Genomic DNA, 21,995 nt, shown 5'->3' on the forward strand with positions numbered 1-21,995 from the left:
GACGAGCCATCCGTGACGGCACATCCAACCGCGAGAATTATACCTTTGGGGGTAATTCGAAAATTGCGGTGGATCACAAGGTGTCAGGTAAATCCTTAATGACAAGCAGGTTATTGAGAAGGGGACTAGCAGGTTGAAGGGGCTACAGGGGGAATAAAAAACGGGCACCGCGAGGTGCCCGTTTTGGTCATTAGTGGCGCAGTCCGGTGCCGCGGGAGATAAGCCACCAGGCGATGCCGTAGAGGGCCACGATAAAGCCGATGATGATGAGGTAGGCGGTGCCGAGCGGCACGTCGGAGATACCGAGGAAGCCGTAACGGAACGCGTTCACCATGTAGATGATGGGGTTCACCTGGGAGACACTCTGCCAGAAGGGGGGCAGCAGGCTGATGGAGTAGAACACCCCGCCCAGATAGGTGAGCGGTGTCAGCACGAAGGTGGGGATGATGCTGATGTCGTCGAAGGTCTTGGCAAACACCGCGTTGATAAGGCCACCCAGCGAAAAGAGGATCGCGGTGAGCAGCACGGTGAAGCAGACGCTGAACAGGTGGTGGATCTGCAGCGGCACGAAGAACAGCGACACCAGGGTGACGATAAGGCCGACGCAGAGGCCGCGCGCCACGCCACCGCCCACGTAACCGGCGATGATGACGTAGTTGGGCACCGGTGCCACCAGCATCTCCTCGATATTGCGCTGGAACTTGGCGCTGAAGAAGGAGGAGGCGACGTTGGAGTAAGAGTTGGTGATCACCGACATCATGATAAGGCCGGGCACGATGAACTCCATATAGGTGAAGCCGCCCATATCACCGATGCGCGAACCGATCAGGTTGCCGAAGATGACGAAGTAGAGGCTCATGGTGATGGCCGGTGGCACCAGGGTCTGGATCCAGATCCTGGTAAAGCGGCTCACCTCCTTTGCCAGAATGCTCTTGAAGGCGATGTAATAGATGGCCAGATTCATGCTTTTCTCCCCTCTTCGACCAGATTGACGAACAGCTCTTCCAGCCGGTTGGCCTTGTTGCGCATGCTCACGACCTGCACCTGCTGGTTCGACAGCTGCTCGAACAGGCTGTTGAGTGACTGGCTCTTGTCGAGATCCACCTCAAGAGTGCGCTCATCCGGCATGCGGCCGTTGAACTCTGGCACCTCGGGTACGGCAGAACCTGGCGCAAGGTCGAGCAGGAAGGTCTCGCGACCCAGCTTGCCCAGCAGATTCTTCATGCTGGTGTTCTCGATCAGCCGACCCTTGTCGATGATGCCGATGTTGCGGCAGAGCATCTCGGCCTCTTCCAGATAGTGGGTGGTGAGGATGATGGTGACGCCCTGCTCGTTGAGATCCTTGAGGAAGGTCCACATGGAGCGGCGGATCTCGATATCGACCCCGGCGGTCGGTTCATCGAGGATCAGCAGTTTGGGCTCGTGCATCAGGGCGCGGGCGATCATCAGACGGCGCTTCATGCCGCCGGAGAGGGTGCGGGCAGGCATGTCGCGCTTCTCCCACAGATCGAGCTGGCGCAGGTACTTCTCGGCGCGGATCTTGGCTTCTGCCTTGGGCACGCCGTAGAAACCGGCCTGATGGGTGACAATCTGGATCACCTTCTCGAACTGGCTGAAGTTGAACTCCTGTGGCACCAGCCCGAGCTGGGCCTTGGCCTGTTCGAGATCGCTGTCGATGTCGTAGCCAAATACCTTCACCTTGCCGGCGCTCTTGTTCACCAGCGAGCTGATGACGCCGATGGTGGTGGATTTGCCCGCGCCGTTCGGGCCGAGCAGGGCGAAGAAATCCCCCTGCCTGACGGTAAGATCGATGCCTTTAAGGGCTTCAACGCCCCCCTGATAGGTCTTTTTCAGGCCGCTGATTTCCAATGCGTTCATTGCAACCTCTGTGATGGTTGAATCCGGCTCGATACAGAAAAGGCGGCCAAGGCCGCCTGCACAGAGTAAAGGGCGCAAGACCGCTTCACCCGTGATATTCCTGAACCTGGCTTACTCCTGGGGTACCACTTTGCCGATAAACGGCAGGTTGCGGTACTTCTGGGCGTAGTCGATGCCACAGCCGACCACGAATTCGTCCGGAATGGCGAAGCCAATCCAGTCGACCGGCACCTGCACTTCGCGGCGGGAGGGTTTGTCCAGCAGGGTGCAGATGGCCAGGGATTTCGGCTCGCGCAGGGAGAGGATCTCGCGCACCTTGTTGAGGGTGTAACCGGTGTCGATGATGTCTTCCACGATCACCACATCCTTGCCCTTGATGTCATCGTCCAGGTCTTTGAGGATGCGGACGTCACGGGTGCTGTGCATGCCGGAGCCGTAGCTGGAGGCTGTCATGAAGTCCAGAGTGATGGGCAGCTGGCACTGGCGGCAGAGGTCGGCCAGGAAGATGCAGGAACCGCGCAGCAGCGCAATCATCACGACTTCGTCAGAACCCTGATAGCGGGCGGTGATCTCTTCACCCAATTTGGCGATCCGGGCGGCGATTTCAGCCTCGGAGATCATCACCTCGACGGTGTGTTTCATCACTTACTCCCATAAGGCCAAAGGGGATTTGGCCGTTCATGAATATCAAAACCGATGATTCTACCACTCATGTCGAAGGGTGCTAGAGATACGTGGTGCTTTTATCAGCTTATTTTAATTGATAGAGTTAGCAGGCACTCAGGCATGATTAGTTAAAATACTATAAACACCATAATCAATAACTATTAGATGATAAAAACTATGGAACCACGCGCAGAAATAAGACGTCGTACCCGGCTGTCGCCGGAAGCTCGTCGCTCCCAATTGATGGAATGTGCCATCGAGGTGTTCTCCCGTCGCGGTATTGGCCGTGCAGGTCACGCCGAGATAGCCGAACAGGCCAAGGTCTCTGTGGCTACTGTCTTCAACTATTTCAACACCCGCGAGGAGTTGGTAGATGAGGTGCTGGCCGAGATCGAACGCTTTGTGAACCAGATGCTGTCGCAGGCATACGGTGACCAGGGCTCCATTTTCGACAAGATTCAGCGTCATGTACGCCTCTCTGTCGATGCGGCCTACGATCAACCGGATTATGCCGGTATCTGGCTGGAGTGGAGTTCCTCGGTTCGGGAAGAGGTATGGCCCCGCTATACCCGCCTGCTCGATCACTGCCTTGAGCTGATCGCCAGCGAGCTGCAAACCGCCATGGATGCAGGGGAGATCACCAGTGTGCTGTCGGCACAGGATCTGGCCCGCTCTCTGACCGGTTTTGGCTATGTGATGATGCAGATGATCAATCAACCTCAGCGCCCGGTGCGCCAAGAGGTGACTGATTTCCTGTTCAAGTACGTGACGGCGCCAATTCAGGCTCGCTAACACGGCTTAACGAAAATACGGCGTCACTCATTGAGTGGCGCCGTTTTTTTTATGGCCGGATGTGGCGGTCACCTCACTGGTGGCCATAGCCCCAGCGGTGGGTTAGCTCATGCTCGACACCCAGATGATCGAGGATGCGGGCGACCATAAAGTCCACCAGATCGGCGATGCTTTTCGGCTCATGATAGAAACCGGGGGCTGCGGGCATGATGGTCACCCCGAGCCGTGCCAGTTTCAGCATGTTCTCCAGATGGATCGCCGAGAAGGGGGTTTCGCGGGGCACCAGGATCAGTTGGCCGCGCTCCTTGATCACCACATCCGCTGCCCGCTCCAGCAGGTTGTCCGAGGTGCCGTTGGCAATGGCCGAGACGGTGCCCATTGAGCAGGGGCAGACCACCATCTGTTTGGGCGCGGCCGAACCGGAGGCCACCGGCGAGAACCACTCCTCCTTGCCGCAGGCGACAATCTGCCCCTCCTTGGCGCCATATTGGCGACAAAGATAGGCAGAGAGCTCTTTCGGCGAGCCGGGCCAATCCTGTTGCTGCTCGGTCTTGAGTACCACACGAGCCGCCGATGAGGCGAGCAGGTAGACCCGATAGTCCGCCTGCACCAGACACTGGAGCAGGCGCAGGGCGTAGGGGGCGCCGGAGGCGCCGGTCAGCGCCAGGGTGATCGCTTTGTTCATAGTTCGCCGTGGTAATCCTTGAGGCGGGCGATCAGCTTGTCATGAATGCCACCGAAGCCGCCGTTGCTCATGATCAGAATATGGTCGCCATCGCGGCTCTCGGCCACCAGCCGGTTGATCAGGGTCTCCAGATCGTTGAATACCTTGGCCGGACGGGTCATATGGGCCGTCACCTCGCCGAGATCCCAGCCGATGTTGGGCGGCTGGAAGAAGAACACCTCGTCGGCGCCATCGAAGCAGCCAGCCAGCTCCTCCTTGTGAACCCCCAGCTTCATGGTGTTGGAGCGTGGCTCCAGCACCGCCAGAATGCGGGCCTCGCCCACTTTGGCGCGCAGGCCGCCGAGGGTGGTCTCGATGGCGGTGGGGTGGTGGGCGAAGTCGTCATAGACGCTGATGCCCGCTACCTCACCCTTGAGCTCCATCCGCCGCTTGGGGGATTTGAATTGGCAGAGGGCTGCGATGCCATGCTCCACCATGACACCGGCGTGGCGGGCGGCAGCGATGGCCATCAGACCGTTGTTGACGTTGTGCTCGCCGATACACTCCCAGTGCACCTCACCCTGCTTTTCGCCATCCAGCCACACCTCGAAGGCGGAGCCGTCATTGGCCAGCTTGACCGCCTTCCACTTGGCGTCATCCTGACCCACCAGCTCCACTTCGCTCCAGCAGCCCATCTTGCGCACGGCGGTGAGGTTGTCATCGGCTTGCGGGAACAGCACCCGGCCGTTGCTCGGCACGGTGCGCATCAGGTGGTGGAACTGGCGCTGGATCGCGGTGAGATCCGGGAAGATATCCGCGTGGTCGAACTCCAGATTGTTCATCACCAGGGTGCGCGGATGGTAGTGGACGAACTTGGAGCGCTTGTCGAAGAAGGCGCAGTCATACTCGTCCGCTTCGATGACAAAGAAGGGGGCGGAGCCGAGACGGGCCGAGACCGGGAAGTTGCCCGGTACGCCGCCAATCAGGAAACCGGGCTCCAGCTTGGCGTACTCCAGCACCCAGGCCAACATGCTGGCGGTGGTGGTCTTGCCGTGGGTGCCGGCAACGGCCAGCACCCAGCGATCTTGCAGCACGTGCTCCAACAGCCACTGGGGACCGGAGATGTAGGGCAGATTGCGGTCCAGCACATATTCAACACAGGGGTTGCCGCGGCTCATGGCGTTGCCGATCACCACCAGATCCGGTGCCGGATCGAGTTGGGAGGGGTCATAGCCTTCGGTCAGTTCGATGCCCTGTTGCTCGAGCTGGGTACTCATGGGGGGATAGACATTGGCATCCGAACCGGTCACCCGGTAACCAAGCTGTTTTGCCAACACCGCCAGACCACCCATAAAGGTGCCGCAGATCCCGAGAATGTGAATATGCATACCGCTTCCTTTCGCAGTAAAGGGAAGTGCGCATTCTAGGGGGTGTTGCGGTGGTGGCACAAGCCGCACTCATGGTGAGAGGCCCACAGATGCAGCACCGGAGGCAGAAATCTTGGCGCTGTTGGGATATGCGAGATTGGAATGGGCTGATGGGCTTTATTTGAGGCTTGATAAAGTGTCGCACTTTCTTACAATTCTTCGGTTTTGTGACGCACTCTACAGTTTTACCATATCGCCCTTTTCCAAAGGAGAGTCCCCATGGGCAAGTTCCTGCTTTGCTATCTGGTCGGTGGTCTGGTGGCCATCAGTTGGGCTGCGCTGCCCGCTCATGGTCCCTGGGATCAGTGGGATCTCGCGATTTTTCACACCGTTAACGGTTGGCTCGGACAGTCGGCTCTGTGGGCCGATCTGGTGGCCATCACCAATAACCGGCTGTTCGATCTGGCGGTGTTGGCCTGTATGGGGCTGATTCTGGTCCGATGTTTCTTTGCTCGGGATCTGGCGGGTCGTCGCCAGCTGGTGGCGATGGGCATAGTGATGCTGCTAAGTGCACTGGTGATCAACCAGCTTGGTCACCGATTGCCGGTGGAGCGACCCAGCCCGACCCTGATGGTGGCCGATGCGCTGCGGGTGACCCAGATCAGCGGTATTCCGACCAAGGACTCTTCCGGTGACAGCTTCCCCGGGGATCACGCCCTGTTCCTGATGATCTTCGCCGGCTACGCCTTGCGCTATCTACCGCGCTGGGCGGGAGTCACCGCATTGCTGATGGTGCCGATCTTTTCCGCGCCGCGCATTCTGGCTGGGGCTCACTGGTTTACCGATGTCTACGTCGGCGCACTGGGGCTGGCGACCCTCTGTCTGCCCTGGTTGCTGCTGACCCCGCTGGCGGATCGGCTGATAGAGCGCATCGCCCCCCGATTGTCCCGTGTGCCGCTGCTGCGCAGTCAGACCCACTGATTGAATGTCGCAAAATAAAACGCCCCGACATGAAAATGTCGGGGCGTTTTGTTATCCACCCGCGAGAGATCAGCCTTGATAGCCGTTCGGGTTGTTGCTTTGCCAGCGCCAGGTATCGACCATCATCTGCTCCAGACCGCGCTCAGCCTGCCAACCCAGCTCGGCACGGGCCAGCGTCGGCTCTGCCCAGCACTCGGCGATGTCGCCTGGGCGACGGGGTTTGATCTGGTAGGGAATGGGTCGGCCGCTGGCCGCTTCAAACGCCTTGACCATCTCCAGTACCGAGTAGCCCTGACCTGTGCCCAGGTTGTAGGTGAAGACGCCGGTGTCGCTCTTGATGCGTGCCAGTGCTTTCAGGTGACCGATGGCGAGATCCACCACATGGATGTAGTCGCGCACGCCGGTGCCATCCGGGGTCGGGTAGTCGTTGCCAAATACCCCCAGCTCCTTGAGCTTGCCTACGCCGACCTGACTGATATAGGGCAGCAGGTTGTTGGGGATGCCGTTGGGATCTTCACCAATCAGGCCGCTCTCGTGGGCGCCGACCGGGTTGAAGTAACGCAGCAGTACGATAGCCCAGCGGGGATCGGATTTGGTGAGATCGCGGAGGATTTCCTCCACCATCAGCTTGGAGCGGCCGTAGGGGTTGGTGGCGCTGGTGGGGAAATCTTCCCGCAGCGGTACCGAAGCGGGATCGCCATAGACGGTGGCCGAGGAGCTGAATACCAGCCGGAAAACGCCAGCCTTGGCCATCTCTTCGCATAGCACCAGAGTGCCGCTGATGTTGTTCTGGTAGTAGGTGAGCGGGATCTGGCTCGATTCTCCGACCGCCTTGAGGCCGGCGAAGTGAATGACCGATTCGATCTGGTGGTTGGCAAACAGCTGCTGCAGGCAGGCTCTGTCCAGCACATCCCCTTCGACGAAGGTGACCGGCTTGCCGGTGATCCGTTCGACCCGCTTGAGTGACTCCGGTGAGGAGTTGGATAGGTTGTCGAGTACCACTACCTGCTGCCCCGCACCGAGCAGCTCAACCAGGGTGTGGGAGCCGATATAGCCGGCGCCCCCTGTGACCAGTATTGTCATTTTTTATCCCGTGTTCTGGTGAAACTGGGGCAGAGTCTACCCGTCCTGCCCGCTCGGGAAAAGGTTGAGATACCAATGAAGCCCTTTGTGTATCTCAATAATCGAGACTGATATCCCCTTTCGCTGTGCAGGAGCAGGCCAGAGCCACGCCGCTCTCCAGGTCCTGCGCACTCAGGGTCATCACGCTCTGGCGCTCGATGTCACCTGTGGTGGTGCAACGACAGCTGCCACATACCCCGGCGCGACAAGCCGCCATTATGGTTTCGCCCGCAGCTTCTAGCGCCGCCAGCAGGGTCTGACCCGGCAGGATCTTCACCTTTTTGCCGCTCTTTTTCAGGGTCAGCCAGAAGTGGTCGCTGGTGGTGGTGGCGGGGTCTGCGGGAGGAAGGCCAAAGGACTCCTGATGCAGCTGATCCGGCGGCAATCCCAGCTCAGCCAGCATGGCGCTGACCGCCGCCATATAGGGGGCCGGGCCGCAGAGATAGACATGGCGTTCGCGCAGATCTGGAGCCAGTTCGGCCAGCATGGCGGGGGTTAGTCGGCCAATCCAGGGGTGACCTGCAGGTGCCTCTTCCAGAATCAGGGCATGGCGTACACCGGCATGGGCCTCAGCCAGTGCAGCCAAGTCATCTGCGAAGATCACATCTGCTGGCGAGCGGGCGCTGTGAATAAAGCGGATATCGGCATCCGGCCGTTTGGCCAGCTCGTCCTGCAACATGGCCCACATGGGGGTGATGCCGGAACCGGCACTGAGCAGCAGTGGCCGTTCGCAAGGCAAGGTGGTCAGGTTGAAGTCGCCAAAGGGACCATCCACCCGGATCTCGTCGCCCACTTGCAGGGTCTGGTGCAGATGGCGGGAGACCCGTCCCACATCCTTAATGGTGACCTGCCAGCATGCATCCTGCGGGCTGGAGGAGAGGGTATAGGCGCGGCACTCCGGCTGGCCGTCAATCTGGGTATGCAGGGTGATGCACTGGCCAGCCAGTACGGGAGGGAGGCTGCCGGAAAGCGGCGCCAGCTGCCAGCTCACGACGTCGTGGGTGTTCTGTTGGCGGCCAATGCAGGTGAGCGTGAGAGAGGTCATCACAAGGCTCCTTAGGTTTGAAACGGTTTGAAAAACGTCTGATGAAAAAGCCGGATCCAGAAAAAAGGCGAGCCGGGCGGCTCGCCAAACGCTTACAACATGAGGTACCGATCAGGCCGCCAGGATCTCGGCCAGGTCAGCCTCGGCCGTGGTGGTCCCTTTCAGACCGAACTGCTCCTCCAGCACCTTGAGCAGAGCCGGGGTGAGGAAGGCGGGGGAGGTCGGGCCGGTACGAATGTCCTTCACCCCGAGGGAGAGCAGGGTGAGCAGAATGACGATGGCTTTCTGCTCGAACCAGGAGAGCACCAGCGTCAGCGGCAGATCGTTGACCCCGCACTCAAACGCCTCGGAGAGTGCCAGCGCCAGCTGGATGGCGGAGTAGGCATCGTTGCACTGACCCACGTCCAGCAGACGTGGAATGCCACAGATGTCGCCAAAGTCGAGCTTGTTGAACTTGTACTTGCCGCAGCCCAGCGTGAGCAGCAGGCTGTCGCGCGGCGCCGCCTTGGCAAACTCGGTGAAGTAGGCGCGCTCGGCCTTGTCGCCGTCACAGCCACCCACTAGGAAAAAGTGGCTGATCTCCCCGGCTTTGACCTTCTCAATCACTGCGGGCGCAGCCTGCATCAGGGCGTTGCGGGCAAAGCCGATGGTGATGAAGTGCTCGAGCTCGGTGTGCTTGAAGCCTTCCAGCGCTTGGGCCTTGGCGATCACGGCGGAGAAATCATCCCCCTCCAGATGAGTGACGCCCGGCCAGCCGACGATGGAGCGGGTGAAGATGCGATCCGAGTAGTTGCCCACATTCGGGTCGATGATGCAGTTGGAGGTCATCACCACGGCGCCTGGGAAGTTGGCAAACTCCTTCTGCTGGTTTTGCCAGGCGGAGCCGTAGTTGCCCACCAGATGGGGGTACTGCTTGAAGAAGGGGTAGGCCAGCGCGGGCAGCATCTCGCCGTGGGTGTAGATATGAATGCCGGTCCCTTTGGTCTGCTCCAGAATGAGCTTGAGATCCATCATGTCGTGGCCGGAGACCAGAATGCACTTGCCGGGAATGGGCGTGACCCTGGCCTGGGTTGGTTCCGGGTGACCGAAGGCGCTGGTTTCACCGAGATCCAGCATCTCCATGATTTTGAAGTTGAGCTGACCGATCTCCATGGCGCAGCTGAACAGCCGACCCATTTCGCTCGGGTCTGTGCTGAGCCAGCTCATGATGCGGTGGAATTCGGCGGCCACCTCGTCACTCTGCTGATCCAGCACCCGGGCGTGCTCCATGTAGGCGGCGGCGCCCTTGAGGCCGTAGAGGCAGAGCAGGCGCAGCCCCATGATGTCTTCGTTCACCTCGCTCTTGCCCCGATTGGGGGCTGCAGGCGCGGCATGGGCAAGTTGCTCCAGCAGCTCGGCACCGGGTTCGAAGTAAGCGGAGTGCGGCAAGTCTTTGACCTGCACCGCCATGGCGGTCATACGATCGGCCAGCTGCTGGCGATAGGCGAGGGCCTGATTGACATAGGCCACGATGCGATTCGAGTCGAAGTTGACGTTGGTGAGGGTGGCGAAGAAGGCCTTGGGCACGAAGGCATCGATCTCGCGATCTATGATGCCCTGCTCGCGGGCAGCCAGCGCCCAGGCGCTGAGCCCCTGCAGGGTGTAGATCAGCACATCTTGCAGATCCGAGGTTTCCGCCGTCTTGCCGCACATACCTTGTGCGTAGGCACAGCCGTTGCCAGCCGGGGTACGAATTGTCTGTTCACATTGCACACAAAACATCATGTCTCTCCTAATTGGACATTTCAGTTGTCTGTTTTGTGGCGATTCTATTCCTCTCGCGAAAAACTTAATAGGCATTCAATTTGACAATTAAGTTTCCCTTGATGCAGATCAAAAACAAAAAAGCCGCCCAAACAGGGCGGCAAGCGGGTGGATAAAAGGAGAGACAACTCAGGTTTGCAACAGAACATAACAATCAGACGGATTGGGCCGTGGTCTGGTCAGGAGCTTTCGGCCCGGTACTTACTCAAGCCAGCATACGTACGCTGTAGTCGGCTTGGTTCACTATCAGGCCAGATAAGCGCGCAGCATCCAGACCAGTTTTTCCTGCTGCTGCACATAGTCGGAGAGGATGGAGGCTGTGCCCTCATCACCGGCTTCGGCGGCCTGACCCAGAATGCGGCGCTGGGCAACCAGCAGTTCGCGGAAGCTATCCAGCAGGGATTCGACACAGGCGCGGCCATCGTGCAGCCCTTTTTGCTCCGGGATGGCAGAGACTTTCAGGTAGTCGCTGAAGCTGTGCATGGGCACGCCATCCAGGGTCAGGATCCGCTCGGCCAGCGCATCGACTTTCAGCAGCAGGTCGTTATAAATCTCTTCAAATTTCAGGTGCAGTTCGAAGAACTGGTTGCCACGGATATTCCAGTGGAAGCCGCGCACGTTCATGTAGAGGATCTGGTAGCTAGCCAGCAATTTGTTCAACTCGGCTGCCAGGGCTTGTGATTGAGCAGTATCAAGACCAATCGGGCTTTTCATCATTCACCTCCAGATTTGGAAATCGGTTTTAAATTCTCTTTCGGAACGCAGTCAGAATAACGCCTTGCAAAATGCAGGGACAATTGCTTGTGCCTAACTGTTTGATAGCTAACGGCTATCAAACAGTACGCAGCAACAGGGGCAATGGATGAGGATTAGGGGAAGTATTTTTCGATCAGCGCCATCAGGATGGCCTGACACTCGCGGTCCGGTTTGCTATCGACCTTGCTGGCGCGAAAGTGGAGCTGAAAGGCGCCCATTACGGCGCGGCTCTGCTCATCCCACTGGCCGGTTTGGGACAGGCCGTAGCCATAGCGGGCCAGCTGCTGCTGCCACATGGCCGCATCCCAATCGGGCAAGGGGCTGGCCAGTAGCTCGGCCACCCGACCTTCATCTGGCCAGGCGCCGACTCCGTACGTCAGATAGAGCTGGCGCCAGGGGAAGTGAGGGCCGGGATCCTGCTTGCGCTCGGGGGCGACATCGCTGTGGCCCAGCACCTGGGTCGGTGGAATCTGGTAGCGGGCGGCCAGCTCCCGGCTGAGGGCGCCGACGGCGGCAATCTGCTGCGGGGTATAGGGTTGCCAGCGGCGGGCATCGGGGGCCAGCGGCTCATCTTCCGCTGGATAGCCGAGGTTGACGATCTCGATGCCAAGGGAGCTGGCATTGAGCCCGGCATATTGGTGCCAACGGCTGCGTCCGGCATGCCAGGCGCGCGCGCTGTCCGGCACCAGCTGATAGACCGGTAGCGGGGTCTCGCGGCTGTCACGAGGGATCAGGTAGTGGGCGCTCACCTTGTGCTCCGGCTCGGTCAGCAGGCGCAGGGAGTGGGAGTCATCCTCGTCGGTGTAGTGAAGGATCAGAAAGGCGATCCGCTCATTCTGGTTGGCGCTCTGATAGCGGGTAGAGAGCTGGTATTCGGACGGAGTACAACCACCCAGCAGCAGAACCAGTGGCAGAAAGAAGAGGGGAAGAAGACAGCGCCAGCGCCATCCCCCTGCTGCAGCCAAGCCGCTGAGCGTGGGAGGAGTGAGTCGCTGGCACATGTCGAAGGCCCGGTCTGGTCAGTCGCGCGGCTGGTTAGCCGCGGTATTTGGCCGTGAGACCGATCAGGAAGTTGCGCAGGATCTGATCCCCGCAATCCTGATAGTGCTTGTGATCCTTGGAGCGGAACAGGGCACTGAGCTCGGACTTGGAGAGGTTGAAGTCGGCGAGCTTGAGGGTGCCGAGCATATCCTCTTCCTTGAAGTTGAGACCGATGCGCAGCTTTCGCAGGATCATGTTGTTGTTGATCCGGTTCGGGATCACCTGGGCCGGTGCATCTTCCCGCACGCCGCGGCGGGCGATGATGAAACCGTCGAGGAACTGGCTCAGAGCCGAGTCGGGACAGGCGACATAGCCTGCCTCTTGCTCTTCACCTTCCGCCGCCTCTTTCATCAACCAGCTGTGCAGCTGGGCGTGAGTGACCGTCAGGTTGCCCTTGGCAAACATCTCGACCATCTGGTCGTTGCTGATGGTGAGGGCGTAGCGCAGACGGCGCAGAATATCGTTGTTGGTCATGCTGACTCCTGTGTAAACGGCGCAACTTTACCATCTGGCGGCCCTCGCGTCAGAAAAAGCGGGGGCCGATACAGTTCGGGTCAAGCTCATCAAGCCTTGCCGAGATAGCGGGGCGCCTCCTGGCGCACCAGTTCCAGCGCATCTTGCAGCTCCAGCAGCTCGGGTTCCAGCTCGCTCACCGGCACGCCGTCACGCAGCTGTTGCTCCAGCTGGGAGAGCAGCCGTTGCAGCCCCGGCACCCCGGAATAGGCACAGCCGCCGTTGAGGCGATGGAGCTGTGCCAGCACTTCGCTATCTTCAATTTCGCCCGCCAGCGCGCTATCCAGCACAGGTTCCACCTCGTCGAAACTGGCCAGCAGCATGGTCAGCATCTCTCTGGCGAGATGCTCTTTCCCCGCAGCTTGCCGCACCGCCAGTGTCCAGTCGATCTGTTGGGCACCATTATTCTGGTGACGGCGATGGGCAAAGTCGGTGATGAGCTGGGCCAGCATGCTCTCGTCGATGGGCTTGGCCAGATAGTCGTCCATCCCCTGCCGGATCAGTCGCTCCCGTTCGCCGGGGATGGCGTGAGCGGTCACCGCCACGATCGGGGTGGTGGTGTTGAGGGACTGGTTGCGGATCGCCTGGGTGGCACTGATGCCATCCATGATCGGCATCTGGATATCCATGAAGATGATGTCGAACGGCTGGCTCTGGGCCTGCTTGACCGCTTCCTTGCCGTTTTTGCACACCACCACCTGACTCACCATCTCCTTGAGCATGGCGGCGATCAGCTTGAGGTTGGCGGCGTTGTCATCCACCGCCAGCACCTTGATCGGCTGCAACTGGCGCGGCGCAGGCTGGGCGGGCAGCTTCTGGCGGCTCGATTCCGGCGAGAGCAGGGCGTGCAGCAGCTTGCGGTGGTTGACCGGTTTGGAGAGACAGTGCTGGGCGCCATGGGTCAACATAGCTTCATAGAGCGCCGGCTCGTGGCTGCTGAGCAGCACTATGGTGTTTTGCTGCTGGCAGTTCAGTCTGTCGAGACAGCCGATCACCTGCTGCGGCGTATGCAGGGTGCTGCTGCCGATGATCACCATCTCCTGCTCGCTCATCTCGGGCCAGGGATCATCGCTGGTCAGTGGGTGCACGTCGAGGTGCCACTCCGCCAGCAGGGCGAGCAGAGAGGCTTGCGCGAAGGGATCCGGTTCCAGCAGCCAGAGCCGTTTGCCACGGATCCGATCCAGCGGCAGTTGATCGGTCTGGGGCAGGGGGGAGACCTCCACATCCAGACTGAACGAGAAGATTGAGCCTTTGCCGAGCTCCGATTCGAAGCGGATCTGGCCGCCCATCTGCTGCACCAGCTTCTGGGTGATGACGAGGCCCAGGCCCGTGCCGCCATAACGGCGGGAGATGGAGGAGTCGGCCTGATTGAAGGCCTGGAACAGCTGATGTTGCTGCTCTTGGGAGATGCCGATGCCGGTATCACGGATCTGGACGTTGAGCCTCACCTTGTGGTTGCCACTGCCGGTCTGCTCGATATGGACATCCACGTTGCCTTGCTCGGTGAACTTGATGGCGTTGCCGGTGAGGTTGGTAAGCACCTGTTGCAGACGCATGGGGTCGCCGGTTAGGTAATCCGGCACATCGGCATCCACCCGCAGGGAGAGCTCCAGCTGCTTGTCGTGGGCGCTGGGGCCGAGCAGGTGCATGGTCTCGTTGAGGGTGTCGCGCAGGCTGAACGGGATATGCTCCAGCTGCAGCTTGCCCGCCTCCAGCTTGGAGAAGTCGAGGATGTCGTTGATGATGCCAAGCAGGTTGCGCGCCGATTTCTCGATAGTCTGCATGTAGTCGGTCTGGCTCGGGGTCAGGCTGGTTTTCAGCAACTGGCGGGTAAAACCGATGACCCCGTTGAGCGGCGTGCGCAGTTCGTGGGACATGTTGGCCAAAAACTCCGACTTGACCCGCGCCGCCTCCTGCGCCCGTTTCTTGGCCATGTCGAGTTCGACGTTCTGGATCTCGATCTGCTCCAGGGTTTCGCGCAGGTCAGAGGTGGCCTGATCGATATTCTGCTGCATCTCTTCGTGATATTCGGAGAGCGCCTTGGCCATGGCGTTGATGCCGTTTTTCAGCATATCCAGCTCGCCGGTGAGTTGGCCGCTGACCCGGGTATCGAGCCGCCCCTCCCTGATCTTGTGCACCGCCTGCACCATGTTGGTGATGGGCTGGGTCACGCTCTTGACCAGCCGGAAGCCAAACAGGGTACTGAAGGCCACCCCGATGAGCACCATGATCACCGCAAAGAAGGTGTCGCGATACTGCAGCAGCATGGCCCTATCGGTCGCCATCTGCATCGAGATGTAGCCGATCATCGGCGGCTCCACATCGCTGGGTAGCGGGAAGCCATCCAGACTGGTTTCAGCCTGGATCGGGGTGCGCAAAATGATGTCGTCCCCCTGAAACGTCACGCTGGTCAGATCCGGAATAGGCTCGCCATCGGGCAGTCTGAGTCGGGTGAAATCCCGGTGATAGTTCGAGGTAACGAACAGCTGGTTGTCCTGGGTGAAGACTGCGATGGACTTGATGAAGGGGGAGTTCTTGCGGTGGGTCAGGCCAATCAGTCGCTTGAGGGATTCGCGGCTGTGCTGGGTCATCCCGTATTCACTGGCGATCGCCAGCGGTTCGATGATGTTGATCCCCTGATCAATGAGGTTGTTTTCCAGCTGCTGGTAGCGGTGGAAGGTGAAGTAACCGGCCATCAGGCCACCGATGATCAGGGTCGGCAGGATGGTGAAGGCGAGAACGCGTGCTCTCAGGCCATATTTGGTCATACGAACAGGCCACCAGTGAACAGGGTTGGCGATAGGGTTGATGGCAATACACGGGCTCTGTGGCCGTATTTGGTCATACTATTATTCTTGTGGGACAATACCCGGCAGCAGATTCCACAATCATGACATAGCCACCTATAGGCACCAAGTTTTATGGCCCAGTTTTTCAAGCCCCAAAAGAAGTCCACCCAGCTCCAACGCATTGAATTTACGATAGACACCCTCGATCACCACTGCGTCGGTATCGGTCGCCATCAGGGCAAGGCGATCTTCGTCGAAGGGGCGCTGCCCGGCGAGACCGTCAAGGCACGCATCACCGAAGAAAAAAAGCAGTATGGTCACGCCGCCTTGCAACAGGTTGTGACCCCGGCGGCCAATCGTATCGCCCCCTTCTGCAGCCACTATCGCGAGTGCGGCGGTTGCAGTGCCCAGCACATGTCGGTTGCCGATCAGCAAGCCGCCAAGGCGGCCGGACTGGTCAGCCTGTTCGAGCGGTTGGGCAACATCAAGGCGCCTGCGCTGGAGCCGGTACTGACCGGTGAAGATCGTGCCTATCGCCGGGTCTGTCGTCTGGCCATCAAATTTGACAAGAACGGTCGCTGCACCCGGGTCGGTTTCCGCCGTCGCAACAGCAACGATCTGGTGGAAATCGAAGGGTGCCCTGTGCTGGCCGAGCCGCTCTCTGCGCTGATTGCCCCGCTGCGTGAGTGCCTCAATCGCCTCAAGAGCCAGCGCGAGCTGGGCCATGCGGAGCTTATCCAGGCCGAGCAGGGGATCATGATGCTGCTGCGTCACACCGGCCGCCCCAATGAGGCGGATCGCGCCCTGCTGGTGGAGTTTGCAAAAGCACAGGGGATCGACCTCTATCTGCAGGCGGCGGATGATCGCATCGAAGCGCTGCAGCAACAATTTTCCCCATCCTACTCGCTGGATGGCCTGTCTCTTGCATTTGCACCCGGTGATTTCATTCAGGTCAACGGCCCCATCAACCAGAGCATGGTTGAGCAGGCGCTGACATGGCTCGGGGCGAGCAAGGATGACAAGGTGCTCGATCTCTTCTGCGGCATCGGCAACTTCACCCTGCCGCTGGCCCGTCAGGCTCGCGAAGTGGTGGGTGTCGAAGGTGAACTGGCCATGGTGCAGCGGGCCGAAGAGAACGCCCGTCGCAACGGCATCACCAATGCCCGTTTCTACAAGGCCGACCTGAGCGATGACATCGTCGGCATGTCCTGGGCGCGGGAAGGGTTCGATCTGGTGCTGCTGGATCCGGCTCGCCCCGGCGCGCTGGAAGTGATGGGACACGTCGTGAAACTTTCACCCAAGCGGGTGGTCTACGTCTCCTGTAACCCGGTCACCCTGGCGCGGGACAGTCAGGTGCTGGTGAAAGGGGGTTACCGTCTGGTGCGCCTCGGCATGCTCGACATGTTCCCTCACACTGGTCATCTGGAGTCCATGGCGCTGTTTGAACGGGAGTAAATGACTCATCAGTACGGCGATGCGGATATGTAATCTGGCATGTCTGCGTCTGTTTGAGCTGATGTGATTGGGGTAATCTAGACCCTCGTCGTTCGGCAGGGCCTGTTGGCGCGCTCTATTGTCTTTCTGGACAATATGCCTTGAAAAGTGCGCTGGATATCCCCATTTGAGGCAATCTCATGAGGGGAGAAAGTGACAGCTTTCGGCCCGATAATTTAAAGGATTGATACCATGGTTGCGGTTCGCGATATTCATTTGAAAGACAACTTCACCCTGGAAGAGTGGGTCAGCTCGCTCTCCTTGAGTGACAGTGAAAAGGATCAGCTGCGAACCGTCTACCAGTATTGTCTGACGCTCGGTGACGAGGCGCTGACCAGCAAGCTGCTGGTGCGCGGTATCGAAATGGTGGGCATCCTGCAGATGCTCAGCATGGATATCGGCACCCTCAAAGCGGCCATCATCTACCCCTTCGTCGAAGCCGGTCTCATCAGCCAGGAGCGGATGGACGAGGACTTCGGCTCCAAGATCGCCAAGCTGGTGGAAGGGGTGCTGGAGATGGAGGCCATCCGCTCCCTGCAGACCCTCCATCGTAGCGAAACCTCGCCGGAGCAGGTCGACAACGTGCGTCGCATGTTGCTTGCCATGGTCGAGGATGTGCGCGCCGTGGTGATCAAGCTGGCGGAGCGGATCGCCTGCCTGCGGGAAGCGAAGACGGCAGATGAAGAGACCCGGGTGCTGATGGCCCAGGAGATCACCAACATCTATGCGCCGCTCGCCAACCGTCTGGGCATCGGCCAGCTCAAGTGGGAGCTGGAAGATCTCGCCTTCCGTTACCTGCACCCGGATACCTACAAGCAGATCGCCAAGCAGCTCGACGAGAAGCGGCTTGACCGCGAGCGCTACATCCGCGAGTTTGTGCAATCCCTGCGTAATGGCCTGAAAGAGGCGGGAGTTGACGCCGAGGTGTACGGTCGGCCGAAACACATCTACAGCATCTGGCGCAAGATGCAGAAGAAGCACCTCGAGTTCAACGAGTTGTTCGACGTGCGCGCGGTGCGGGTAGTGACCAAGCGGCTGCAGGATTGCTATGCGGCGCTCGGTATCGTCCATACCCAGTTCCACCACATTCCTCGCGAGTTTGACGACTATGTCGCCAACCCCAAACCCAACGGCTATCAGTCGATCCACACCGTAGTGGTGGGGCCGGAGGGCAAGACAGTAGAGATCCAGATCCGTACTGACCAGATGCATCAGGATGCCGAACTCGGCGTCGCGGCGCACTGGCGCTACAAGGAAGGGGCACAGGCAGGCGGCAAGGCCAACACCTTCGAAGACAAGATCGAGTGGCTGCGCAAGCTGCTCGCCTGGCAGGAAGATCTCTCCGAGAGCGGCTCCCTGCTGGAAGATCTGCGCAGTCAGGTGTTCGAGGACAGAGTCTACGTCTTCACCCCGAAAGGGGATGTGATCGACCTGCCCGCTGGCGCTACCCCGCTTGATTTTGCCTATCACGTCCACAGCATGATCGGTCACCGCTGCATCGGCGCCAAGATTGATGGCCGCATCGTGCCTTTTACCTACGCGCTGCAGACCGGCGATCAGGTGGAGGTGATCACCCAGAAAGAGCCGAACCCGAGCCGCGACTGGATGAACCCCAACGCCGGCTTCCTGCGCTCCAGTCGGGCGCGGGCCAAGGTGGCGACCTGGTTCAGAAAGCTGGATCGGGACAAGAATATCGTGGCCGGTCGCGAGCTGTTCGAGAAGGAGCTGGATCGCCACAACCTCAGCATGTCCAAGATCGACAAGGGCAACATGCTGCGCCGCTTCAATCTGGAGAGCACCGACGATCTGCTGGCCGGTATCGGCAGCGGCGACATCCGCATCAACCAGGTGCTCAACTATCTCGACACCTGCTACAACAAGCCGACGGCGGAAGAGGAAGATCGCCGACTGCTGGAGAAGCTGGAGCAGAAGGCCAACGCGCCGATGCGCCACAAGCCCAAGGATCACATAGTAGTAGAAGGGGTCGGCAACCTGATGACCCATATCGCCCGCTGCTGCCAGCCGATTCCTGGGGACTCCATTCAGGGCTTTATCACCATGGGCCGTGGCGTTTCGATCCACCGGGAAGATTGCGAGCAGCTCAAGGAGTTGTCACGGCGCAACCCCGAGCGGCTGATCGATGCGGTGTGGGGGGAGAACTACTCCGGCGGCTACGGCCTTACCATCCGGATCATCTCCAACGATCGCTCCGGCCTGCTGCGCGATATCACTACCGTGCTGGCCAACGAGAAGATCAATGTGATGGGGGTGCGCTCACGCTCCAACGTGCGCGAGCAGACCGCCGAGATCGACATGGAGCTGGAGATTTACAACATCAACGCCTTCAACCGGGCGTTGGCCAAGCTCAGTCAGCTCAACGATGTGATCAGCGCCAAGCGGCTTTGATATCGAACCGACCGGCCCCAGTGGCCGGTCTGCATTTACGACCCTTTTTGAACAAATCGAAAGCGAATATCCCATGTCCCAACGTTACGATCTGCCCCAACTGCTCGACATCATGGCTCGTTTGCGTGACCCGCAAAATGGCTGCCCCTGGGATCTGAAACAGGACTTCCAGACCATAGTGCCGCACACCCTGGAAGAGGCCTACGAGGTGGCCGATGCCATCGAGACCGAAGATTGGCAGGGGCTGAAAGGGGAGTTGGGGGATCTGCTGTTTCAGGTGGTGTTCTACGCCCAGCTGGGTAAAGAGCGGGGCTTGTTCGACTTCGCCGATATCGTGGATACGGTGAGTGAAAAGCTCATTCGTCGTCACCCACACGTTTTTTCCGATGCAGACCTTGCCAATGAGCAGGCGGTAAAAGCGAACTGGGAAGCGGAAAAGGCCAAAGAGCGGGCGGCCCTCGACAAAGAGAGCGTGCTGGACGACATCCCGCTCTCGCTGCCTGCCCTGACCCGCGCCGCCAAAATTCAGAAACGCTGCGCCACCGTCGGTTTTGATTGGAAGACGCTGGGGCCGGTGGTGGACAAGATCCACGAGGAGATCGACGAGGTGATGGAAGAGGTGTTGATGGTCGATGTGGACGAGGCGCGGGTGAGCGACGAGCTCGGCGACCTGCTGTTTGCCACCGTCAATCTGGTGCGTCATCTGGGCAAGGATCCGGAGCAGGTGCTGCGCGGTGCCAACGCCAAGTTCGAACGTCGTTTTCGTCAGGTTGAGCAGATAATCGCCGCAGAAGGCTTGAAAATGACCGATTGCACCCTCGAAAAGCTCGATGCCGCTTGGGATAAGGCGAAGGAAACCGAGCAAAGTTGATTTGGCGCAAGATGGGGGGGCGGTGAGCCTGATAGATTTTTGCTCATTGTTTGGGAGAGGGGTTTTTGGTATACTGTTTCCCCGTCCTGCTTCATCCCCGAAGCACCCCTTAAAATTCCCTAAACTTCTTTCAGGTTCAGCATGACGACCAAATATATTTTTGTTACTGGTGGCGTTGTTTCATCCCTCGGCAAAGGCATTGCCGCAGCTTCTCTGGCAGCCATTCTGGAAGCCCGTGGTCTGGATGTGACCATCATGAAACTGGACCCGTACATCAACGTGGATCCGGGCACCATGAGCCCGACCCAGCATGGTGAAGTGTTCGTAACCGAGGACGGGGCCGAAACCGATCTGGATTTGGGCCACTACGAGCGTTTCATCCGCACCAAGATGACCCGCCGCAACAACTTTACCACCGGCCGTATCTACGCCGACGTACTGCGTAAAGAGCGTCGTGGTGACTATCTGGGCGCCACCATTCAGGTTATCCCGCACATCACCAACGCCATCAAAGAGCGGGTGATTGCCGGTGCCGAAGGCCATCAGGTTGCCATCGTCGAAGTGGGCGGTACCGTGGGTGATATCGAGTCCCTGCCGTTCCTCGAGGCCATTCGTCAGCTGGCTGCCGAAGTGGGCCGCAACAACGCCATGTTCATGCACCTGACGCTGGTTCCTTACCTGGCTGCGGCCGGTGAAGTGAAGACCAAGCCGACCCAGCACTCCGTCAAAGAGCTGCTCTCCATCGGTATCCAGCCGGATGTGCTGATCTGCCGCTCCGACCGTGCCATTCCGGCCAATGAGCGCGCCAAAATTGCCCTGTTCTGCAACGTGCCGGAGCGCGCCGTCATCTCCATGAAAGACGTCGACTCCATCTACAAGATCCCGGCACTGCTGAAATCCCAGAATCTGGACTCCTACTTCACCGAGCGTTTCGGTCTGGAGTGCAAAGAGGCTGATTTGTCCGAGTGGGAACAGGTTATCTACGAAGAGGCCAACCCGACTGGTGAAGTGACCATCGGTATGGTCGGCAAATACGTCTCCCTGCCGGACGCTTACAAGTCCGTCAACGAGGCGCTCAAGCACGGTGGTCTCAAGACCCGTCACTCCGTCAATATCAAGTACATCGACTCTCAGGATATCGAGACCCGTGGCGCTGAGCTGCTGGAAGGTCTGGACGCGATCCTGGTGCCGGGTGGCTTCGGTGAGCGCGGTGTGGAAGGCAAAATTCTGGCTGCCCAGTATGCCCGCGAGAACAAGATCCCCTACCTGGGTATCTGCCTCGGCATGCAGGTTGCCATGATCGAATTCGCTCGCAACGTAGCGGGCATGGAAGGGGCTCACTCCTCCGAATTCAAGAAAGATTGCGCGTATCCGGTCGTCGGCCTCATCACCGAGTGGGTGGATGAAGAAGGCAACGTCGAGACCCGTACCGAGAAGTCTGATCTGGGCGGTACCATGCGTCTGGGTTCCCAGCTCTGCCACCTGGTCGAAGATTCCAAAGTGCGTCAGATGTACGGCAGCCCGACCATTTACGAGCGTCACCGTCACCGTTACGAAGTAAACAACAAGCTGCTGCCGCAGATTGAAGCGGCAGGTCTGAAAGTGACCGGTCTCTCCGCCGACAAGAAGTTGGTGGAAATCATCGAGATCCCGGATCACCCTTGGTTCGTGGCTGCGCAGTTCCACCCGGAGTTCACCTCTACTCCTCGTGATGGCCACGCTCTGTTCGCCGGTTTTGTGAAGGCGGCAGGCGAGTATCAGAAGCGTAATTTGAAGTAATTGAAAATAAATGCGGTTGGGGCACTGT

Annotated in this window: 18 protein-coding genes; 6 read left to right on the top strand and 12 right to left on the bottom strand. The window is 59.4% G+C overall.

Going from position 1 to position 21,995, the window contains the following annotated elements; translation table 11 throughout:
- Positions 1-190: 190 nt before the first annotated feature.
- The 3 genes from AB5Y90_RS00335 to hpt all read right to left on the bottom strand — a co-directional run bounded on the left by AB5Y90_RS00335 (position 191) and on the right by hpt (position 2,520).
- On the bottom strand, positions 191-964 hold the full coding sequence (locus tag AB5Y90_RS00335; RefSeq protein ID WP_005335622.1) for an ABC transporter permease: 774 nt from the start codon (positions 962-964) through the stop codon (positions 191-193).
- Positions 961-1,878 (bottom strand): ABC transporter ATP-binding protein, encoded by a 918-nt coding sequence (locus AB5Y90_RS00340; RefSeq protein ID WP_005354634.1) that lies wholly within the window; start codon positions 1,876-1,878, stop codon positions 961-963. Before AB5Y90_RS00340 ends, AB5Y90_RS00335 begins: the two co-directional genes overlap by 4 nt.
- Before the next feature lie 111 nt (positions 1,879-1,989).
- A complete protein-coding gene (hpt, locus tag AB5Y90_RS00345) occupies positions 1,990-2,520 on the bottom strand; it encodes a hypoxanthine phosphoribosyltransferase (RefSeq protein WP_368166394.1) in 531 nt (176 codons plus the stop codon).
- 201 nt (positions 2,521-2,721) lie between these two features.
- Here hpt and AB5Y90_RS00350 point away from each other — a divergent pair, with 201 nt between their 5' ends.
- Entirely contained in the window at positions 2,722-3,336 is a 615-nt protein-coding gene (locus AB5Y90_RS00350; protein WP_042052376.1) for a TetR/AcrR family transcriptional regulator, read from the top strand.
- A 73-nt stretch (positions 3,337-3,409) separates the two neighbouring features.
- Here the strand turns inward: AB5Y90_RS00350 and AB5Y90_RS00355 are convergent, their stop codons facing one another.
- Both AB5Y90_RS00355 and mpl read right to left on the bottom strand, forming a co-directional pair.
- The gene (locus AB5Y90_RS00355) at positions 3,410-4,021 is read right to left on the bottom strand and encodes a flavin prenyltransferase UbiX (RefSeq protein WP_042052375.1); all 612 of its coding nucleotides are present in this window, start codon (positions 4,019-4,021) and stop codon (positions 3,410-3,412) included.
- Positions 4,018-5,388 (bottom strand): UDP-N-acetylmuramate:L-alanyl-gamma-D-glutamyl-meso-diaminopimelate ligase, encoded by a 1,371-nt coding sequence (gene mpl / locus AB5Y90_RS00360; protein WP_368166395.1) that lies wholly within the window; start codon positions 5,386-5,388, stop codon positions 4,018-4,020. The genes AB5Y90_RS00355 and mpl overlap by 4 nt, the downstream gene beginning before the upstream one ends.
- A 258-nt stretch (positions 5,389-5,646) precedes the next feature.
- Here mpl and AB5Y90_RS00365 point away from each other — a divergent pair, with 258 nt between their 5' ends.
- Complete coding sequence (locus AB5Y90_RS00365) at positions 5,647-6,348, top strand: phosphatase PAP2 family protein (RefSeq protein WP_368166396.1); 702 nt, start codon at positions 5,647-5,649, stop codon at positions 6,346-6,348.
- Between the two features lie 69 nt (positions 6,349-6,417).
- Here AB5Y90_RS00365 and galE read toward each other — a convergent pair whose 3' ends face one another.
- The 7 genes from galE to barA all read right to left on the bottom strand — a co-directional run bounded on the left by galE (position 6,418) and on the right by barA (position 15,396).
- Positions 6,418-7,431, bottom strand: a complete 1,014-nt coding sequence (galE, locus tag AB5Y90_RS00370) for a UDP-glucose 4-epimerase GalE (RefSeq protein ID WP_335873814.1) — start codon at positions 7,429-7,431, stop codon at positions 6,418-6,420.
- A 94-nt stretch (positions 7,432-7,525) separates the two neighbouring features.
- Positions 7,526-8,515, bottom strand: a complete 990-nt coding sequence (locus tag AB5Y90_RS00375; protein ID WP_204382617.1) for a hybrid-cluster NAD(P)-dependent oxidoreductase — start codon at positions 8,513-8,515, stop codon at positions 7,526-7,528.
- A gap of 111 nt (positions 8,516-8,626) precedes the next feature.
- Entirely contained in the window at positions 8,627-10,276 is a 1,650-nt protein-coding gene (gene hcp / locus AB5Y90_RS00380; protein ID WP_368166412.1) for a hydroxylamine reductase, read from the bottom strand.
- Between the two features lie 288 nt (positions 10,277-10,564).
- Positions 10,565-11,032 (bottom strand): Dps family protein, encoded by a 468-nt coding sequence (locus AB5Y90_RS00385; RefSeq protein WP_005362843.1) that lies wholly within the window; start codon positions 11,030-11,032, stop codon positions 10,565-10,567.
- 155 nt (positions 11,033-11,187) lie between these two features.
- A complete protein-coding gene (locus tag AB5Y90_RS00390; protein ID WP_368166397.1) occupies positions 11,188-12,075 on the bottom strand; it encodes an N-acetylmuramoyl-L-alanine amidase in 888 nt (295 codons plus the stop codon).
- A gap of 34 nt (positions 12,076-12,109) precedes the next feature.
- On the bottom strand, positions 12,110-12,589 hold the full coding sequence (locus AB5Y90_RS00395) for a DUF1456 family protein (RefSeq protein ID WP_005335594.1): 480 nt from the start codon (positions 12,587-12,589) through the stop codon (positions 12,110-12,112).
- 89 nt (positions 12,590-12,678) lie between these two features.
- Positions 12,679-15,396 carry a two-component sensor histidine kinase BarA gene (gene barA / locus AB5Y90_RS00400; RefSeq protein ID WP_368166398.1) on the bottom strand — a complete coding sequence of 906 codons (2,718 nt, stop codon included), beginning with the start codon at positions 15,394-15,396 and terminating at the stop codon, positions 12,679-12,681.
- A gap of 153 nt (positions 15,397-15,549) precedes the next feature.
- On the opposite strand from barA, the gene rlmD reads away from it, so the two are divergent.
- The 4 genes from rlmD (at position 15,550) to pyrG (ending at position 21,967) form a co-directional block, all read left to right on the top strand.
- Positions 15,550-16,872 carry a 23S rRNA (uracil(1939)-C(5))-methyltransferase RlmD gene (rlmD, locus tag AB5Y90_RS00405; RefSeq protein ID WP_069528883.1) on the top strand — a complete coding sequence of 441 codons (1,323 nt, stop codon included), beginning with the start codon at positions 15,550-15,552 and terminating at the stop codon, positions 16,870-16,872.
- Between the two features lie 231 nt (positions 16,873-17,103).
- The gene (gene relA, locus AB5Y90_RS00410) at positions 17,104-19,317 is read left to right on the top strand and encodes a GTP diphosphokinase (RefSeq protein ID WP_005335588.1); all 2,214 of its coding nucleotides are present in this window, start codon (positions 17,104-17,106) and stop codon (positions 19,315-19,317) included.
- A 73-nt stretch (positions 19,318-19,390) separates the two neighbouring features.
- Positions 19,391-20,188 (top strand): nucleoside triphosphate pyrophosphohydrolase, encoded by a 798-nt coding sequence (gene mazG / locus AB5Y90_RS00415; RefSeq protein ID WP_368166399.1) that lies wholly within the window; start codon positions 19,391-19,393, stop codon positions 20,186-20,188.
- 141 nt (positions 20,189-20,329) lie between these two features.
- Positions 20,330-21,967 carry a glutamine hydrolyzing CTP synthase gene (gene pyrG / locus AB5Y90_RS00420; protein WP_005335584.1) on the top strand — a complete coding sequence of 546 codons (1,638 nt, stop codon included), beginning with the start codon at positions 20,330-20,332 and terminating at the stop codon, positions 21,965-21,967.
- Positions 21,968-21,995: the final 28 nt, after the last annotated feature.

Origin of the sequence: Aeromonas sp. R4-1, assembly GCF_040908325.1 — a bacterium.
Classification (GTDB): domain Bacteria; phylum Pseudomonadota; class Gammaproteobacteria; order Enterobacterales; family Aeromonadaceae; genus Aeromonas; species Aeromonas veronii.

Bases quoted from the DNA above. Each gene is read 5' to 3' on its own strand.
- AB5Y90_RS00335 (WP_005335622.1), bottom strand. From the start codon at position 964: ATGAATCTGGCCATCTATTACATCGCCTTCAAGAGCATTCTGGCAAAG.
- AB5Y90_RS00340 (WP_005354634.1), bottom strand. From the start codon at position 1,878: ATGAACGCATTGGAAATCAGCGGCCTGAAAAAGACCTATCAGGGGGGC.
- hpt (WP_368166394.1), bottom strand. From the start codon at position 2,520: ATGAAACACACCGTCGAGGTGATGATCTCCGAGGCTGAAATCGCCGCC.
- AB5Y90_RS00350 (WP_042052376.1), top strand. From the start codon at position 2,722: ATGGAACCACGCGCAGAAATAAGACGTCGTACCCGGCTGTCGCCGGAA.
- AB5Y90_RS00355 (WP_042052375.1), bottom strand. From the start codon at position 4,021: ATGAACAAAGCGATCACCCTGGCGCTGACCGGCGCCTCCGGCGCCCCC.
- mpl (WP_368166395.1), bottom strand. From the start codon at position 5,388: ATGCATATTCACATTCTCGGGATCTGCGGCACCTTTATGGGTGGTCTG.
- AB5Y90_RS00365 (WP_368166396.1), top strand. From the start codon at position 5,647: ATGGGCAAGTTCCTGCTTTGCTATCTGGTCGGTGGTCTGGTGGCCATC.
- galE (WP_335873814.1), bottom strand. From the start codon at position 7,431: ATGACAATACTGGTCACAGGGGGCGCCGGCTATATCGGCTCCCACACC.
- AB5Y90_RS00375 (WP_204382617.1), bottom strand. From the start codon at position 8,515: ATGACCTCTCTCACGCTCACCTGCATTGGCCGCCAACAGAACACCCAC.
- hcp (WP_368166412.1), bottom strand. From the start codon at position 10,276: ATGTTTTGTGTGCAATGTGAACAGACAATTCGTACCCCGGCTGGCAAC.
- AB5Y90_RS00385 (WP_005362843.1), bottom strand. From the start codon at position 11,032: ATGAAAAGCCCGATTGGTCTTGATACTGCTCAATCACAAGCCCTGGCA.
- AB5Y90_RS00390 (WP_368166397.1), bottom strand. From the start codon at position 12,075: ATGTGCCAGCGACTCACTCCTCCCACGCTCAGCGGCTTGGCTGCAGCA.
- AB5Y90_RS00395 (WP_005335594.1), bottom strand. From the start codon at position 12,589: ATGACCAACAACGATATTCTGCGCCGTCTGCGCTACGCCCTCACCATC.
- barA (WP_368166398.1), bottom strand. From the start codon at position 15,396: ATGACCAAATATGGCCTGAGAGCACGCGTTCTCGCCTTCACCATCCTG.
- rlmD (WP_069528883.1), top strand. From the start codon at position 15,550: ATGGCCCAGTTTTTCAAGCCCCAAAAGAAGTCCACCCAGCTCCAACGC.
- relA (WP_005335588.1), top strand. From the start codon at position 17,104: ATGGTTGCGGTTCGCGATATTCATTTGAAAGACAACTTCACCCTGGAA.
- mazG (WP_368166399.1), top strand. From the start codon at position 19,391: ATGTCCCAACGTTACGATCTGCCCCAACTGCTCGACATCATGGCTCGT.
- pyrG (WP_005335584.1), top strand. From the start codon at position 20,330: ATGACGACCAAATATATTTTTGTTACTGGTGGCGTTGTTTCATCCCTC.